General features: G+C 47.6%; 13 protein-coding genes. 8 read left to right on the top strand and 5 right to left on the bottom strand.

Annotated elements, in window-relative coordinates; all coding sequences use genetic code 11:
* Nucleotides 1-88: 88 nt before the first annotated feature.
* Entirely contained in the window at nucleotides 89-1,807 is a 1,719-nt protein-coding gene (locus BLS69_RS14360) for a methyl-accepting chemotaxis protein (RefSeq protein WP_091032580.1), read from the bottom strand.
* Nucleotides 1,808-2,102: 295 nt separating this feature from the next.
* On the opposite strand from BLS69_RS14360, the gene BLS69_RS14355 reads away from it, so the two are divergent.
* The 8 genes from BLS69_RS14355 (at nucleotide 2,103) to BLS69_RS14320 (ending at nucleotide 12,126) form a co-directional block, all read left to right on the top strand.
* Nucleotides 2,103-2,789, top strand: coding sequence for an HAD family hydrolase (locus BLS69_RS14355; protein ID WP_047844222.1), 687 nt, complete (start codon nucleotides 2,103-2,105; stop codon nucleotides 2,787-2,789).
* A gap of 203 nt (nucleotides 2,790-2,992) precedes the next feature.
* Nucleotides 2,993-3,883 carry a carbohydrate ABC transporter permease gene (locus tag BLS69_RS14350; protein WP_091014599.1) on the top strand — a complete coding sequence of 297 codons (891 nt, stop codon included), beginning with the start codon at nucleotides 2,993-2,995 and terminating at the stop codon, nucleotides 3,881-3,883.
* 53 nt (nucleotides 3,884-3,936) lie between these two features.
* Nucleotides 3,937-4,806: a carbohydrate ABC transporter permease gene (locus BLS69_RS14345; protein ID WP_091032578.1), complete on the top strand. Its 870-nt coding sequence runs from the start codon at nucleotides 3,937-3,939 to the stop codon at nucleotides 4,804-4,806.
* 14 nt (nucleotides 4,807-4,820) lie between these two features.
* Complete coding sequence (locus BLS69_RS14340; RefSeq protein ID WP_256332302.1) at nucleotides 4,821-6,662, top strand: sensor histidine kinase; 1,842 nt, start codon at nucleotides 4,821-4,823, stop codon at nucleotides 6,660-6,662.
* Nucleotides 6,663-6,673: 11 nt separating this feature from the next.
* Entirely contained in the window at nucleotides 6,674-8,278 is a 1,605-nt protein-coding gene (locus tag BLS69_RS14335; RefSeq protein WP_091032572.1) for a helix-turn-helix domain-containing protein, read from the top strand.
* 133 nt (nucleotides 8,279-8,411) lie between these two features.
* Nucleotides 8,412-9,809, top strand: coding sequence for an ABC transporter substrate-binding protein (locus BLS69_RS14330; RefSeq protein WP_091032570.1), 1,398 nt, complete (start codon nucleotides 8,412-8,414; stop codon nucleotides 9,807-9,809).
* 68 nt (nucleotides 9,810-9,877) lie between these two features.
* Complete coding sequence (locus BLS69_RS14325; RefSeq protein ID WP_091032567.1) at nucleotides 9,878-10,213, top strand: cupin domain-containing protein; 336 nt, start codon at nucleotides 9,878-9,880, stop codon at nucleotides 10,211-10,213.
* On the top strand, nucleotides 10,210-12,126 hold the full coding sequence (locus BLS69_RS14320) for an alginate lyase family protein (protein WP_091032566.1): 1,917 nt from the start codon (nucleotides 10,210-10,212) through the stop codon (nucleotides 12,124-12,126). The genes BLS69_RS14325 and BLS69_RS14320 overlap by 4 nt, the downstream gene beginning before the upstream one ends.
* Nucleotides 12,127-12,194: 68 nt before the next feature.
* Here the strand turns inward: BLS69_RS14320 and BLS69_RS14315 are convergent, their stop codons facing one another.
* The 4 genes from BLS69_RS14315 to BLS69_RS14300 are packed head-to-tail and all read right to left on the bottom strand — an operon-like array spanning nucleotide 12,195 to nucleotide 17,139.
* The gene (locus BLS69_RS14315) at nucleotides 12,195-13,373 is read right to left on the bottom strand and encodes a YheC/YheD family endospore coat-associated protein (RefSeq protein ID WP_091032563.1); all 1,179 of its coding nucleotides are present in this window, start codon (nucleotides 13,371-13,373) and stop codon (nucleotides 12,195-12,197) included.
* A gap of 35 nt (nucleotides 13,374-13,408) precedes the next feature.
* On the bottom strand, nucleotides 13,409-14,515 hold the full coding sequence (locus tag BLS69_RS14310; protein ID WP_091032561.1) for a YheC/YheD family endospore coat-associated protein: 1,107 nt from the start codon (nucleotides 14,513-14,515) through the stop codon (nucleotides 13,409-13,411).
* Entirely contained in the window at nucleotides 14,515-15,888 is a 1,374-nt protein-coding gene (locus BLS69_RS14305) for a YheC/YheD family endospore coat-associated protein (RefSeq protein ID WP_091032558.1), read from the bottom strand. The genes BLS69_RS14310 and BLS69_RS14305 overlap by 1 nt, the downstream gene beginning before the upstream one ends.
* A 60-nt stretch (nucleotides 15,889-15,948) precedes the next feature.
* Nucleotides 15,949-17,139, bottom strand: coding sequence for a YheC/YheD family endospore coat-associated protein (locus BLS69_RS14300; protein ID WP_091032555.1), 1,191 nt, complete (start codon nucleotides 17,137-17,139; stop codon nucleotides 15,949-15,951).
* Nucleotides 17,140-17,169: the final 30 nt, after the last annotated feature.

Raw genomic sequence — 17,169 nt, 5'->3', positions numbered from 1 at the left:
CCCAGGTATGCCTGTCTGCGATGCTTCTTTCCTTTGTTTTGGCGCAAAATAGAGCCATATAGACATTCTATCGGTATGTTGATTCAGGTCACGCCAGCTTGAATCGTTTAACCAGCTGATCAAGTGCATCGGACATTTCATTCAACTGCTTGGACGTGTCAGACATTTCCTGCAGAGAAGCAAGTTGTTCCTCCGTCATCGCAGATACTTCTTCCGTGGCTGATGCAGTATCTTCCACAACAGCCGATACTTCATTGATGGACTTCATCACAGCCTCACTACCGGAAGTTAACTCCTCGACAACAGCAGATACCTCCAGAACTTCACCACTGAGGTTATGAATATGCTGAGTAATGGTTGAAAAAGCATTACCTGCATCCTCAATGGTCCGCAACCCTTCATTCACATGTAGCGTGCTCTCATCAACCACCTGCACCGTACTTTGAACACCTGTTACCACGGTTTCCAATATACTTGTAATCTCTTTGGCTGATGTTGCACTTTGGTCTGCAAGATTACGAATTTCCGCGGCAACGACAGCGAAGCCGCGTCCATTTTCCCCAGCGCGGGCAGCTTCAATTCCGGCGTTAAGTGCAAGCAGATTGGTTTGTCTCGCAATACCCGACATTGAATCTGCAATGTTGATCACTTGATCAGACATCTTCGAAATTTCATTAATGGCTTCCTGTACAGAGCGGAAGGATTGTTCAATGGAACTCATTTTACCTACAGCATTATCAATGCGCTGTTGCCCATCCACGGCAATGGATTCGGTACGAACTGCACGGCCTGCCACGTCACTTGCCGAGGAGGCGACACGATTAAGGCCATTTAGGGATTGCTGCATCGCAGCTACCATGGTTTGCGTAAGAGCAACCTGTTCATCAGCGCCTTCAGCGACGCGTTCCATGGCAGTGGCAACTTCTTTTCCTGCAAGATGGCTATCGGCAACCCCTTTATCCAATCGATCCGAAGCTGTGCTCAGAATCATGGCATTGCTCTGAACGTCTAGCATCATTTGCTGTAAACCAGCGAGCATTGTATTGGCTGCCTCCGCGAGTTCACGAGTTTCGTCTTTCATTGGCGTAGCGATTCTCAGTGTCAGGTCACCATTGGAAGAACCGATGTCATTTAATGCCTGTTTTACGGTACGAATGTTTCTAACAATGGCACGTGACAGGACCAATGCAGTGATGAACGAGATAATGGCCACAACGATAAGTGCCCCATACAGTTCCAAGTTCAGTAGTGTGTTTTTTTGCTTCAGCGCTTCTGTACGGTTATCGGTTAACGTATGCTCGTTGGTTCGAAATGTATCGAGAGCAGTCCGAATCTGGTCCATGTCTCTTTTACCTGGATCATCTGCGAAAAAATCTCGAATGGCCTGCGTATTATTGGCTTGGCGAAGGGCGACCACAGGTTCACCAGCGACCTGGACCCAGTTCTCCATATTAGTATGTATGTCTTCCAAAAGTGCAAGTTGAGCCGGATTATCCGAAATTAAAGCAGCAAGTTCATCCCTTAGTGTAATAAGTTGCTCTTTTCCTTGGGTGTAGGGATCGAGATAATTGTCCTGACCCGTGATGATGTAACCGCGTTGACCTGTTTCCATATCTACCATGTTTCTTTCGAGTTCATAGGTGAGGGCGTGTACCCTCATATCGTGATCGACCAGAAAATCCAGTTCCCGTTGGAGCTGACTTGTGCTGTTCTGAATCAGCAGGATGCAACCAGCCAGTACAGCCAGTACGAGTAAATATCCTAATCCGATCTTATAAAAAATCTTAAAAGTCTTTCGCTTTTTCATGTTTGTTATTCCTCTCTATGGGGTATATGTAGTTGTCGAAAAAACCGGAAATGTAATGATTGTAGGTCTTTAGAATAGGTGTCTAAAGAACTATTTTTTTAGTATTATACGTAAAGAAACTTCTTTTGTATATAGTTTGTTTAGCTTAAATATAATGTTTGGTTGATGTTGTATAAGGTTGGGGTTGATGATGTTTTACAATCGTTGGTTTACACGTTCAAACGTTATGTTTATCATGGGAAGGGAACGATTCCAATTACATATACAATATCCCAATCCGAAAGGAACATTGGACATGAATAAAGAGAAGGTATTGCTCAAACCGGAAGCGATGATTTTTGACATGGATGGTACGCTGTTCCAGACAGAGACCCTGTTGTTGCCAGCATACCAGCAACTATTTGATACATTGCGTGCCGAAGGGCACTTTGAAGGAGAAACTCCACCCGAGGAACGGATGCTGGGAAGTTTGGGCATGTTGCTCGAAGATATATGGAAAGTGGTTATGCCTGAGGCATCGGAAGCGGCACATCGCCGGGCAGACGAACTGCTGCTTCAACTGGAGATTGAGGGGCTTGATCAAGGAAGTTCTCAATTGTATCCGGGTGTGAAAGAAACGCTGCAAGCATTAAAACAACAAGGAGTGCGTCTTTTTGTCGCAAGTAATGGGCTGGAGGACTATGTGAAGGGTGTGGCGTTTGCACACGAGATTATGCCTTTCTTTGAAGGGGTATACAGTGCAGGCCAGTACAAGACTCCTTCCAAAATTAATCTGGTGCAGATCCTGCTTGAGAAACATCGTATTCAGGACGCATGGATGGTAGGGGATCGCTCTTCTGATGTGGAAGCTGGTAAAATGAACGGTCAGGCGGTCATCGGCTGTGCCTATGCCGGGTTCGGACGTGATGAGGAGCTTGCGGGCTCAGATGTGCTCATCTCTGATTTTACAGAACTGCTGCGTCTGTATGATGAAGCAGAGTAGTCTCTACGCTGTATACGTTTACTGAGATTTAAGATTACGAACCACATGATATGAACCTGTATTCAACGGAAATCCGTTGAATACAGGTTTTTTTGTTTGGTCATGCAGTCACATTCTCCCCTGTAGAAAGTTGATTTCCCTATCCCGCTTTCCTTCATATTCCCTCTATACTTCATTCAAAAGCTATAGGGGGTCCGATTCTGGTGAAACCATCCAAAATACATGCCTATATGTTCATCTTTCCAAGTCTTTTTTTAACTGTTGTATTCGGGATCTATCCTCTGTTATGGGCGCTGCGTTACATGTTCTATGATTATCAAGGCATCGGAACGCCTGTCTTTATTGGGCTTGACAATTTTGGACGCATTTTGCGTGACGGGCAATTCTGGGATTCTGTAGGCAACACGGGTGTGTATGCACTGGGCAAACTCGTCGTTACGATTCCACTGTCGTTAACTCTGGCGATTATTCTGAATCGTAAATGGAGAGGTCGATCCCTCTTTAGGGCGATCTATTATCTTCCCACTATTTTCAGCGCTTCGGTCATGGCGATTGTATTTTTTATTATTTTCAACTCCTATAACGGAATATTGAATCAATTGCTGCTTAAGTATCATGTGATCTCCGAATCCATTAGCTGGCTGGGGGCTGAACATGCCATGTTAACAACCATCATCATCGCCATCTGGGGGGCTGTGGGCAACTATATGTTGTTGTTCATTGCGGGTCTTCAGAGCATTCCTGAAGAGCTTTATGAGGCGGCATCGCTGGATGGAGCAAGTGAGTTTCAGAAACTGCGGAATGTAACGATTCCGTTGCTGGGTCCTGTCTTGCAGATGATCATCATGCTGGCAATTACCACGGCGCTGAAAGGTTACGAGAGTATTATGGTGCTGACCGAAGGGGGGCCATATGGCAAAACAGAGGTGATGTATCTGTATTTGTTCAAACTGTTGTTTCCCGTGTCGGCTGACACACAATCACTCCAGCAGCTCGGTTATGGCAGTGCAGTCGGTTTTACAACGGCTCTCATCGTAGGGGCTGTGACGCTCATTTATTTCCGTATATCCAAAAAGCTCAATGATGTCTATTAAACTGAAAAACAGACTTTTTGAACACGTATAAAATTAATCAGGAGGAAACGATGATGACTCAAAAAGTACTTGCGCCCTCAGGGTCTCCCCAACTCATTCGCTGGACCAAACGAACAGTACTTTGGCTGTTTTTGATCGCAATCGCTCTGCTGTCGCTGTTCCCCATCATACTTGTATTGCTCGGTTCCTTCAAAACGAACCAGGAATTGACCGGAGGAGCTACGATCTGGCCGAAGATTTGGCAGTTCTCCAATTATGCTCAGGCTTGGCGAACCGCCAATTTTTCGGGTTTTACGATTAATAGCGTGTTTGTTAGCATCAGTACAACAGTTGGCACGTTGCTGGTAGCTTCGATGTCAGCCTACGCTGTGGATCGAGTGAATTTCAAAGGGAAAAAGGGGTACACCCTGCTCATGGCATCTACTCTGTTTATTTCCATAGGCGCAGTTGTGCTGCGTCCGCAATTTGACCTCATGGTCAAGCTGGGGCTGAATACCACGTTGTGGGGCGTTATTATTATACTGATCAGCGCACACGCTGCCACATACTTTATTCTCATTGGTTTCTTCAAGAGCATCCCGCGCGAACTGGATGAGGCGGCGATGATTGATGGCTGTAATTTCTTCACCACATACTGGCGCATTATTCTTCCACTCCTGCGGCCCGGACTCGCCGTTGCAGGTCTGGGTGTATTCCAGAGTTCATGGAATGAATATATTCTTCCTTTTGTGTTCACCATGAGCAATCCGGACTTGCAGACTTTGCCCGTTGGGCTGGCTAATCTGCGATATGGCATCGGAGCTGCAGCTGAGGTCCAACTGATGATGGCCGGAGCCTGTCTGTCCATTTTGCCGCTGCTCATCGTTTATATTTTTGCCAACAAATCATTCATGCAAGTGACCTTGGGAGCTGTGAAAGGATAGGCGTGAGCACAATCATGGAAACGGTTTTACGGGTTATTCCACTGTGCTATACTCATTTTAATTCACAGCGGACAGGCCAAGCCGTGTTCAAGGAGCGAGCGCCGATGATATTCGACTTTTATAAAATGTCCCTGAAAAAAAGAATACAGCTGCTGTACATTTTTCTCGTGGTCTTGTGCATCAGTGTGACCGGGATATGCTCTTATCTCTTTGCTGCACGAAGCATTGAGCAGAATGCACTTGAACTGAAACAAAGCATTCTGAACAAATCAGTGCAGGTTATGGATGAACATCTAAGGCACATTGTTGTATCCTCTTTTTCTTTTATGCTTAATGAAACGTTCACCCAGGTTATGAAGGACGTTGGAAAAAATAAAACATCTCATTATTATCAGAATCTCTCGCTGCTGCAAACATCGTTTGCTCAATTGAAGCTCGTAGAGCCACTGATTGATACCGCATATCTGAAAACACCTATCGGTGATTTTTTCTCAACCAAAGATTTTCCGAATCGCAATAACTCGTTCGACAGGGAATACGGACGCTACGTGAAGCTGCAAGGCTGGAATACGATGTGGTTTGGTTCACATCAGAGTCAGTTATTTCAATCCCGAGGAAATGTGTTATCTCTGTTGCTCAAACCCATTGTGATCGATAATCATACCTATTCGAATGTATATATGGTCGTCAATATGAAGGAAGAGGCGATGCGAGACATTCTGACGCAGGATCTCATGAATAACCAGATTCAACTGTTTTTGCTGCACAAAAACGGAAATGAAGTCATTCGGCCCAGGTCCCGAAATTACGATTTCATTATGGAGCCTGACTTTACACAACAGTTTAGCCGTGACGATGCTGGGGATTTCACCTACAGGAACGATCAGGGGGAGGACATGCTTGTTAACTATTCGGCATTGTCGATGAACGAGGATTGGGTCATGGTAAGTGTACAGTCCAAGGCTGACTTGTTGTCCCCCCTCCAAAAGATACGCTGGCTGATCATCCTGATCATGTTGTTTTGCATTTTGCTCGCACTCGGGTTGTCCAGGCTGCTGGCCTCCGCTCTGCTGAAGCCACTGAACAAACTGCGACGCTTGATGGTTGAGGTGGAGTCTAATGATCTGGATGTACGGTTTCGCAGCAAGTATGACGATGAAGTCAGCGCTGTAGGGCATCGTTTCAACCGGATGTTGGACCAGATTCAGATTCTGTTTGAAGAAGTACGGACAACGGAGCAAGACAAACGGCGGTTTGAAGTCAAGGCGCTTCAGGCGCAGGTTGATCCTCATTTCCTCTACAATACGCTTAATACGATGTTCTGGAAAAGTGAGAGCGGAGAGAAGAAGGATGTAAGTGAGATGATCGTCTCCTTATCCTTATTATTCCGTCTGGGCCTGAATGATGGTAAAGACATCACCAGTGTGGAGCAGGAGATCAAACATGTCGAACAATACATGCAGCTTCAGCAAAAATGTTATGAGGATCTGTTCGTTTATCGGATTGAGGTGGGGGACCCCTCTTGTTACGCTGTTGATATTTTAAAAATATTACTTCAGCCCTTGGTCGAGAATTCCATCCTGCATGGATTCAATGACAAAGAAGATTTGGGCGTTATCCTGATCCGCATTGATCGTCAGGGTGACACACTACGGCTGGAGGTGGCTGACAATGGATGTGGTATGGATGTAGCCGGCATCTATGCTGAGGATGTTCCTGACGGGGGACGCAAAGGTTATGCCCTATCCAATCTCCATGGCAGATTAAGCCTTCACTACGGGGATGTGGCCTCAATTGTATTTCATAGCAGTACAGATGTGGGAACAACGGTTGTTATCACGATTCCGATCACCTGAGGAGGGGCAGTATGGGCCAATTGACGATGTGTGTTATGGATGATATCCAGGCAGTTGTAAAGGGCATATCTTCAACTATTCCGTGGGAGGATCATCAGGTTCGGATTGTAGGCACGGCGGGCAATGGAGAGCGCGGTTGGTCCTTGTTGCTGGAGCAGCAACCCGACATCGTGATTAGTGATATCAGGATGCCCAAGCTGAGCGGGCTGGAACTAATGAAGCGGGCATTGGATGCCGGACTGCGAGCCAAATTTATTTTCATCAGTGGTTATTCTGATTTTCAATATGCACAGGAGGCCATCAAGCTTGGTGCATCCGATTATTTGCTCAAACCGTTTACCCCTGAAGAAATACTAGGTGCGGTGTTGAAGGTAAGACAGGTGATTACGGAAGAGCAGGCACAGTGCAAACAGTTGGAACAGTTGGAGCAGAAGGTGGAGAGTAGCAGCCAGTACGAGCGTCACAGCTATCTCCTGGGCTTGTTGCGTCATGAAATCGGGGGCTTCCTGAATGAAAGTCGCTGGAACGAGCTGCACATTGATCTCGATTCATCCAATCTTCTCGTCATGGTCATCGAGGTGGATGGTTATACGCGATATGGATACACGATGCATCTGGATGCCGAAATCGTTCCTTTTGCGGTCCAAAATATTGTGGGAGAAACCTTAAACCGCTATACCAAAGGCGTTGTTTTACGGGAAAACCGATACCGGCTTGCAGCCATATTTAACACACCAAGCCAGATCGACGTCTCTGAGCTACTGGAGCAATGCCGCCAAAATGTGGAGCGATTCAGCAAAAAAACAGTCTCGATTGGTGTTGGTACGATTGCCCGCAGACCACAGGAAATCTGGACGTCCTACGCACATGCAGATCAGGCGATATCCTATCGTTTTTACAGTGAAGGAAATTGCATCCTCCAGTATACTGAACTGGAAAATCAGGCCTGTGTGGCTCCGGTATATCCTTTGGAGAAGGAGAAAGAGCTTTTTTACGCACTCAAATGTGGTAATGAGAGCACCTGTCACCGCATCATTGATGAAATTCTCGAAGAATGGCAGGTCTCCGAAGGATTTCCCGAGCCTCTCACGATGATTCGTTTGCTGTCTGGACTGGCTTTTGCCATCTACCGTGCCTTTTGTGATGAGATTACAGCAGAGGAACGCTTGCGTCTGGAGGCCGACCTGACAGTGCTTGAGGCGATGCGCTCCTTGACGTTTGAGGGCTGGAGGGGATATATCAAACATTTTAGCAGTATGGGTTGCGAGATTATGGACAAAAAACGACTCACCGATGTCAAACAGGCGATTAGCAAAGCCCAGGAATATATCAGTCTGAATCTTGCAGAGAATCTGACGCTGCATGCCTGTGCCCAATCCGTACATTTAAGTCCGAGTTACTTTGCCAATGCCTTCAAAAAGGAAACCGGCATAACGCCGATTCAATATATTACTAAGATGAGGATGGAAAAGGCCAAAGAATTGCTAGTTGCAGGTGTACAGGTGCAAGAGATCTGCCAGAGGCTGGGTTATGAGGACAGGCCTTATTTCAGCGGTTTGTTCAAGAAATATTGCGGCATGACGCCAACCTGCTTCCGACAAATGTATGAGAATTGAAACCGATACGGAACGTCATTTTTCCCACCATGCAAAGTCAGAATGTCCCTCACCTCCATGAAAGCGTAGCGATTATCATTACGTTAACGGATAACCAAACGGGTTGTCCAGACAAGCATAAGGGGGCATATCAATGGTTAAAAAGTGGATGGTGACTACGCTAAGTGCATTGCTGGCGCTAAGTTTGGCAGGTTGTTCGGCTGACAGTGGTACTTCGGCAAATAGCGAATCGGGGACCAGCGGGGAGGATGCCGGAGGGAAAACCAAAATCATATATTGGACACCGGACCGCCATGATGCTGATTTTATGAAATCCAAGATCGATGAGTTCAACCAGACAAACAAGGACAACATTGAAGTGGAGATGACCGTGATGGGGGACAACTATCCACAGGCGGTTGATATTGCTTTTGCCAGCAAGCAGGCACCCGATGTGCTGCAAGTTAATGATTTTCAGACGTATTATCAGAAGGGGTATCTCGCCCCGATCGATGGATACATGAGTGATGAGATGAAGGCCGTGTTTAAAGACAGCTTGATTGAGAATAAAAACACAATTGATGGAAAAATATATTCCCTCCCCAATACAGGGCAGGTCTGGCGGCTTGTGTATAACAAAGATATTTTCAAAAAGGCAGGGATCGAGAGTCCGCCAAAAACGTTGGCTGAGATGGTTGCGGATGCCAAAAAAATTACCGAAGTTGGTAAAAGTGAAGGCATCTATGGTTTTGCCAGCCCGTTCAAGAGCAGCAGCGGTTTCTGGAGAGCAGCCAATACGATTGCAGGTGCAAGCAATAATGTTGGTATTGATGGTTACAACTACAAGACTGGCCAATTTGATTTTGGGATGTACAAGGATATCGCAATGGCACTTCGTCAGATGAATCAGGATGGCAGCATGCTGCCAGGTGTTGAAAGTCTGGACATCGATCCGCTCAGAGCCCAGTTTGCTCAAGGTAAAATCGGAATGTACATTAACCACTCTGGTGAACCAGGGGTATATAAAGATCAGTTTCCTACAAAAGAAAATTGGGCAGCGGCTCCTGTGCCAACAAATGATGGAACGATCAAGGGCGCTTCACAAGTCATCGGGGGCTCCTACATCGGCATCAATGCAGATTCTGCCAACAAGGAAGCGGCATGGAAGTTTATGGAGTATGTGTACAGCACAGATCTTCAGAGTGAGTATTACGAAAAAGGATACGGAATCTCACTGATTCCTGCTGTACTAAGCTCTGGTAAAAAACCAAGCATTCCGGGCATTGAAGGTTTCCTGCCCAAACGTTATGATGCCATTTTCCCGGCAAATCCAAGTGTGGTGACCGAGAGTTCACTGGAAGGAAATAAATGGAGCGATGCATTCTCCATCTATGTATTCACGGGTGGTGATCTCGATAGTGTAATCAAGGATCTGGATACGAGATACAATGCAGCTCTGGAGAAAACCAAAGCAGCAGGGCTGACCAATATAACTGCTGATCCATCGTTTGATTCTTCCAAGCTTCAAGGCAAATTGTCCACAGAAGACTAATAAACGTTCATAGCGGCCGTGGTTTAACTACTTCGGTCGCTTACTCACAAGGAAAGGGGAAAAGCAAAATGATTATTAATCATGCGTCTATCGATGCACATATCATTAACGAAACGAGTTCCCGCAAGATTTTGGGCATGGGCGGTACATTAATGATGGTGGAGGTTACCTTTGCTAAAGGGGGTATTGGAGAAGTTCACTCCCATGATGCGCACGAGCAGGTCAGCTATATCGTCAAAGGCAGCTTTGAGGTACAGGTCGGTGAAGAAACTCGCATCTTAAAAGCAGGGGACAGCTTTTATGCCGGTTTTAACGTCCCGCATGGGGTCAAGGCACTGGAGGACTCCGTCATTCTGGATGTTTTTACCCCGTTCCGTCAGGATTTCCTTGAGGCGTCCCAATGAGCGATTTTTACCTTTCGGCAACGGATCTGCAACGGGCTGCCCAATATTATGAAAAACATTTTCCGGAAGAAGCCCGAAATTCGCTCACGATAGCCAATCGTGCCATCCTGAATGAATTTATCGTTCCTTATACCAACGATCTGAATCGCTGGATTCCGATGGGGACACCCGTGGACTGGCTTCACAACCCGACCAATGATCTGGAGTTCACATGGGGCATCAATCGACACTGGCATATGCTCGATCTAGGCAAGGCGTATCTGATGAAGGGCAATCCGCTATATGTAACAACATTTATTGACCACTTCCGTAGCTGGAGACAGCAAAACCCGGTACCTGTAAATCTGGTTTATGACGAGGCCGTGTTCTTTCAAAAGCCCGGTCCATGGCGCCTGCTGGAGACGGGACTACGTGTGCAGTCCTGGATATCGGCATATAAATATATGGAAGCAAGTTCATTGATAGACGAAGGCTTTCAAGCGGAGTTCCGACAAGGTCTGAACGAGCACGCCGAGTTTTTGACCCGTTACCTCGGCAGCACGGAAATCAATCATGCCATTATGCATATGCAAGGGTTGTTCATGATTGCTACGTTCTACCACCAGCATCCGCGAAGTCCATACTGGCGTCTAGTGGCGATGGAACGTCTTGAGTTGTGTTTGCTGCATCAGTTGGGTGAAGAAGGAATACAGGTTGAACTGACAACACATTACCACAATGCCAGCATCGAGATGTTTGGCACCCCTTATCGGTTGGGCGAGATATCAGGACATCCTTTCTCGGCATGGTATGCCCGCTGTCTGCGCCAAATGGCTGCATTCACCGAGGCGCTGATCCGACCAGATCATCAGTCTACCGGTATTGGTGATTCGGATTGGGTTGGTGATGGACGACAACGACTGACCCTGCTTGGAGCGATTCTGGACGATGATGATTTGATGGCTCGCGGAACAGATAGCTCGGAGTGTCTCTGGTTGCTGGGTGTGGAGAAATATGAGCGATGCCTCAGACTACAGGCTTCTTCTTCTCCGGCGTTGTCGAGCCGGGCTTTTCCGCAGACAGGATATTATGTCATGAGGGACAAGTATCAATATCTTTTTTTTGATGCGGCTGCCATGGGCGGAGCACACGGACATGCAGATGCGCTGAATGTGGAGTGGATGTGGAAGAACCAGCTTTTCTTCACGGACACCGGACGTTATACGTATGAAGAAGGGGAATGGCGGCGGTATTTCAAAAGTACGCGGGCGCACAATACCGTCACAGTGGATGGTCTGGATCAGACACCTTATCTCTCCACACAGCAATGGGGTGAACCGGAGGCTCAGGCCACAACGCTACGTTGGGAGAGCAATGACAGCTATCACTTCATTGATGCTTCACAGGATGGATATACACATTTGCCAGATCCAGTTACACATCGTCGGTGGATGCTGGCAGGGGTGGAGATCCCTATACTACTAATTGTGGATTGGCTGGAAGCAGAAGCAGAGCATACGCTGGAGCAACGTTTTCACTTGCATCCGCAAGCGGATATTGCATTGAGAATGAATGCAGCTGGAGAAATGACGGCGGATATGAGCTATGAGGCATCTTCCATAACGCTGACGATGCAATGGGTTACGGCAGGCATCGGGAAGGGAGCCTTCGCGTTGACGGAGCAGCCCGGCTGGGTATCTGAGGTGTATGGTTCCAAGTCGGAAACATCGGTCATTCAGGGCAAGACTGATTTCTCGGGCAAAGTGGGTATTCTGACGTTGTGCCTGCCTGCGGATCATACAGACCAGGTTACACGTGTTACCACATGCCAACTGGAACCTGACCTGATGAGATTGGCATTAGCTTATGTGCAAGGTGAGGAAAAAGGATATATTGTGATTGACAACGAAACGCTGCAATGGACGAAAGAATAGAAATAAAAACAGTGAAGCAGGAGCAGATGCTCGCACTTGGCGAACATAGACTCCTGCTTTTTCTTCACTCACTTGGCTTTCTTTTTTCTTTTTACTCTGGCGGATTTTTGCGAAACGGGCCTGGGATTGGCTGGCTTTCTGGACGTTCCGGGAGGTCTGTTGCGATATAACCATAAGGCGTACTCCAGCGGTTGAGTGATGGCTTTATAATAGATATCCCGCTCCCCGATGCGAGCGAATACTTCACGCGCAGGTTTGGGATTAACTTCAAGCAGGTAGATACGACCGCTTCTGTCAATCGCCAAATCCAGTGCCAGCTCACACAGGTCCCCATACGTATCTTCCAGAAACGAAGCAACATCAATGCCAAACGTCTCTGCAGTTGTGTTAATTTCTGCTCGGAGGTCGTCATCTTCGATCCATTGCTTCATGAGTCGGTTCATCGCTATTGCCTGACCGCCGCCATGCAGATTGGAGGTCACGCTTTTTTCTGCACCCATGCGTCCAGCACATCCAGTAAGCTCCCATTGTCCGTCACCGTTCTTCTGAACGAGCATGCGATAATCATGCACACGTCCATTCGGAAGCTGAAGTTGAATGCCCTTTTGTACAAGATACTTGTCTTTCATGTTCCAGTGCTGGAGCAACGCGCCAAGTCGTGATAAATGAACTTTACGTGGAGTGATGATACGACGCTTCTGATCCCGCCCCTGAACAAGCACCGTATTAGCCTCGCTACTGCTGCGTTCAATGCGCAGAATACCACGTCCGCCTGTTCCATTAATGGGTTTGAGATAGACCAGAGAAGAAACTTTGAGCATCCGGTTTACATCGGACATATCCTGAAATAGAGCGGTTTCCGGCAGGTGTTCACGAAAGTTTGCTTTTTGTAAAAGGGTCTGATGGATGGTCCATTTATTGCGCAGTGGCCTGTTCAGAAAGAGCAGATGCCCATATTTCTCACGAAAAGCAAGCAATTGCTGGAACCTTCGATTACGCTGAATCCGGCAGCGATCAAAGATCAGGTCCGGGAATGATCGCCACTCCCTGGACCAGCCTTTTCCCTCATGAAAAACCATGGCTTCAATTTGTTTGCCGCCGGGGTGTACGTCGGCTGGTGTGAATACATAGATATCGAGTCCCCGCTTGCGCCCTTCAAGAATCATTCTGCGATAAACGCTTCGTTCTTCAAGAGCGCGATGTTCATTTAAGTACAACGTCATAATGCCCAGAACAGGTGAGGACACAAACAATCACCTTCTTTTTGCAGTATTCCTGTCTGTCATCGTTTGGACTGACGGGCAAGATAAGCGCTGTAGTGAAATATACGTTCCAATGACCGCCGTCTGATCTGTGGTTCATCAAACTTCATGGGCTTTGCATTGGCTTCGAAGAACCAGAGTTCCCCCAGGTCATCAATGCCCAGATCCATGGACATTTCTCCGAGCGTGTAACCTGATCCCCGTTCTACCTGTCTTGCTATCATTAATGAAGTGGATTTCACACGTTTCATCAGGGTTGTTGACATTTCTTCGCCAAAAAGCTCAGTCAGCAGCTTCTCAGGGTCTTCTACGCTCCCGCCGCGTGGCACATGAGTTGTAATGCTGCGGGAGCCAGCAAGTCTCGCTCCTACACCGGTTACGCTCCATTGGCCTTTGGTGTTCTTTTGTACAAGAACACGCAAATCGAAGGGGCGTTTACGAGAGGATGCCAATTCAATGCCTTGTTGCATGATATAGGGCGTATGTCCGGTTTCTTTGCGGATTCGTGCCCATAACTTGGAGAGTGTAGCTGCTTTATAGGTCGTGCTTTTACGTGTGGTTTGTATTTTGAGTCGGTAGGGAAGCCGTTCTTTTTCCTGGAATTTAAGCATCATGATTCCTTTGCCAGCTTTGCCGCTCTCGGGCTTAAGGTATAGATAGGGATACGCCCGTAAAACGGCACCCAGAGAAGAAGCACTTCGCATCCGCCGAGTATAAGGGATCAGTTGCTGAGTCGATTTGGACTTCTTAAGCCATTCGAACAGATCCCATTTGTTAAAAAAGAATGGGTTATACAGTTCGATTCCTGATTGCATGCATTCGTCAATCTTGCGCTGAACGGAAGGTTTTCCTTCGTCTTCCCGGTTGGGAATACGATTGTACAGAACATGGGGAAGGGGGAAAGGTTGTGAAACCCACTTTCCACTCCCCTTGTTGTACGTATATCCTTTCACGGTGGGACCACTCACGTTCAGATCCCGCACAGTCACAATGTACACCACGTATCCCATGCTCTCGCCTGTCTGTAAGATATCCTGAAAATTTTGATGATTTCCCCTGAACATGCGCTGTTTATCATGCATGGTCAAAACAGCAATGACAGGTTTGAAATCATCATGAAGGCTCATCAAATTTCTTCCTTCTTCCGGAACTTGCTCAAATACAGGCAGTGTTCCAAGATGTGCTCCACCGACGATTTGCCCTCCACCCGGAGTGAAGGGTGACGGAAAATGGAGCGCCCGGGTTTGGCGTTCGCTTCGAACATCCATACATGTTCCTCCTGATCAATGCCCAGATCAAAGCCAATCTCACCAATCAGATGCTGGTGCTGGGTTTCAATCGCCTGGGCCAGTGTAATAGCGACGGATTTGGCCTGCTGAAGAACTTCTCCCGCACGATCGCCGAAGTTGCGACTGAGCGCCTGCTCAGGAGTCATTAGGGAGCCGCCATTTTTGATGTGTGTTGTGACGCTGCCACGTCCTGCCTTTTTGGCTCCAATCCCGACAACAACCCATTGATTGTTACCATTTTTGTGCATGTGAAAACGAAAATCAATTGGACATTCATCAATCTCAATTAGACGTATTCCCTGCTGAACAACATATCCGCGTAGCTGTTTGCCATGTCTTCCCTGAAGCATGCGCATCAGACTGTTGAAGGACCCAAAACGCAGGAGTGCATTACCGCCTTTTTTGCGATAACGTGCGAAATATCCGCGTTTGGGCGAATAAGTCAGGCGGTAGATCCCGTTCCCCAGACTTCCAGCAGTAGGCTTATAGTAGACGAACTGATGGCGTTCCAACATTTCCTTCATCTGTTCAACGGAAGGATTGGTAATCGATTCAGGGATATAACGTCCTGCTGCCGGCTCGTTCTCCAGCAACGTATAGATATCCGATTTGTTGAAGAAGCTCCAGTTGAAGAACGGAATTTTTCGGCGAACAAATCGTTCCCGCAGCTGGTTGATTGCTGGTGAGAAGTCTGAGCGTCTGCTCGGCAATCGGTTGTAGACAACATCGGGCAGAGGTACTGTTTTGCGTGTGAAGCTTCCGTTATCATTCAGAAAAAAACCCGATACCGTCTCATTCTGCCAATTGATATCCCGGGGAGTAAATGCGTAAATGTAAGATTTACGGCTACCTTCACGGAGTAACTGTTTGATGAAACCAGTACGGGAACCGAATGGATTAGTGCTCGTCGCAGGCCCATCAGAGAGTACGCCGATCAGTGGACCTAACTGGACCTCATCATTTTGCAAATTCCGGAGATAGATACTGCCCCGTTTGGGAACGTTCATCATATTACGGATACCTGAAGCGAGATACAGATGTTTACCTGCTTTTTTGATTGGTTTGATCGTTGCAGGTACCCGGTCACGCCCGAAGCGAAGGTGCACCGTTTTTTTGCCGGACAGGTTGAGGCTCTTCATTAAAGCGTTGGATACATAAACCACTTTATCCGGTTGCTTGGTGAAATGCAGATTGCAAAAGGTCAAACTCATGATTTATCCTCCTATCCTGAAAAGATCCTTGGGCTCCATGGCAAGCGGGCGCTGCGGGCCTCAGCCGCCGTGAATCGGGATGGGTTTCAGGCCAGCTTTGCTGGATGTATTCGGCAATTTCATTGGACGAATGACGTCCGTGAGAACATGTTGTTGCAACAGATAACGGGCATAGGCAAGCGGCCGGGTATAAGTCAGGGTATGCATGCGTCGGTCGCCCGCTTCTGCGAATGAGGTGCGGCCTGGTTTGGAGTTGACTTCAATTAGCCAGAGTTGGCCCTCTGCATCTGCTCCGAAATCAAGCCCCAATTCGGCTAACCTGCCGAAACGGCTTTCCAGCAGGGTGGGGATAAGAGTAGCAGTCTGCCGGATGCTCTTCAGCAGAGTTTCCGTGCGGATCGTTCCATATCGCTGGAGCAGATATGCGTGGGCAGGATATGCTTTACCCCCACCGTGAAGATTGGACGTGAGTGAACCTTCGGGTCCTTCCCGTACCATACATCCGGTAAGCGTCCAGCGACCTTGCCCATTCTTTTGCATTAGAGCCCGTATGTCGAATGCTCTTCCATGATGGCTAAGCTCCAGATATGGCTGCACGATCATCTTACGCTCAGCCTGATGTAATGCTAGCCAGGAAGATACAGCCTGGGTATGGTTGAATGTAAGAAGAAAGGGTTCATTGTCCTCGTTACGCCCCTCCACGACCCATGTTGATGGAGTCGCTCCCTGAGACAGGCGAAAGGTATTTTTGCCATGAGTCCCGGATACCGGTTTGAAGAACAGTCCTCTGGGCCAACGGTCCAGCCATGTTTCCCAAGGAATATGCGATCCTATCCGGGTTGTGGGAGCAAGTTGTGACCTCAATTCAGGATTTCGGGACAACACACGATGTACCTCCCATTTTCCTGGAAGGGAAGCAGACCAATAACGGTGTTGATCTGTGCCGTTGGTTGGTATCCATTCCTTAAGCTGTTGTCTGACGTACCTGGAGATAGGGCGAAGACAACGATCCATAATGAGATCGACTGCAGGAACAGGTGCCGAATTCCACTTCCCTTGATGATAGGCATATCCCCATTGAAGAGGGAGATGGACTGCATCATTCGATATCGGGATCACAATAATCTGAAGGGCGTATCGCATGCTCCCCAAACTGAGACGACGGCAGAAAAGTTCATCTGTAAAGGGAGGTGAGCCTTCGGTTGCACGTACCAGAATGGCCAGTGTCTTGGTCTGAGATGATGGAAACATTACGCTGCACCTCTCCTCTATGAAATAACT

Origin of the sequence: Paenibacillus sp. CF095, assembly GCF_900101225.1 — a bacterium.
Lineage (GTDB): Bacteria > Bacillota > Bacilli > Paenibacillales > Paenibacillaceae > Paenibacillus.
The sequence above is the reverse complement of the archived record's forward strand: the minus strand, read 5'-3'. Positions and strand labels throughout refer to the sequence as shown.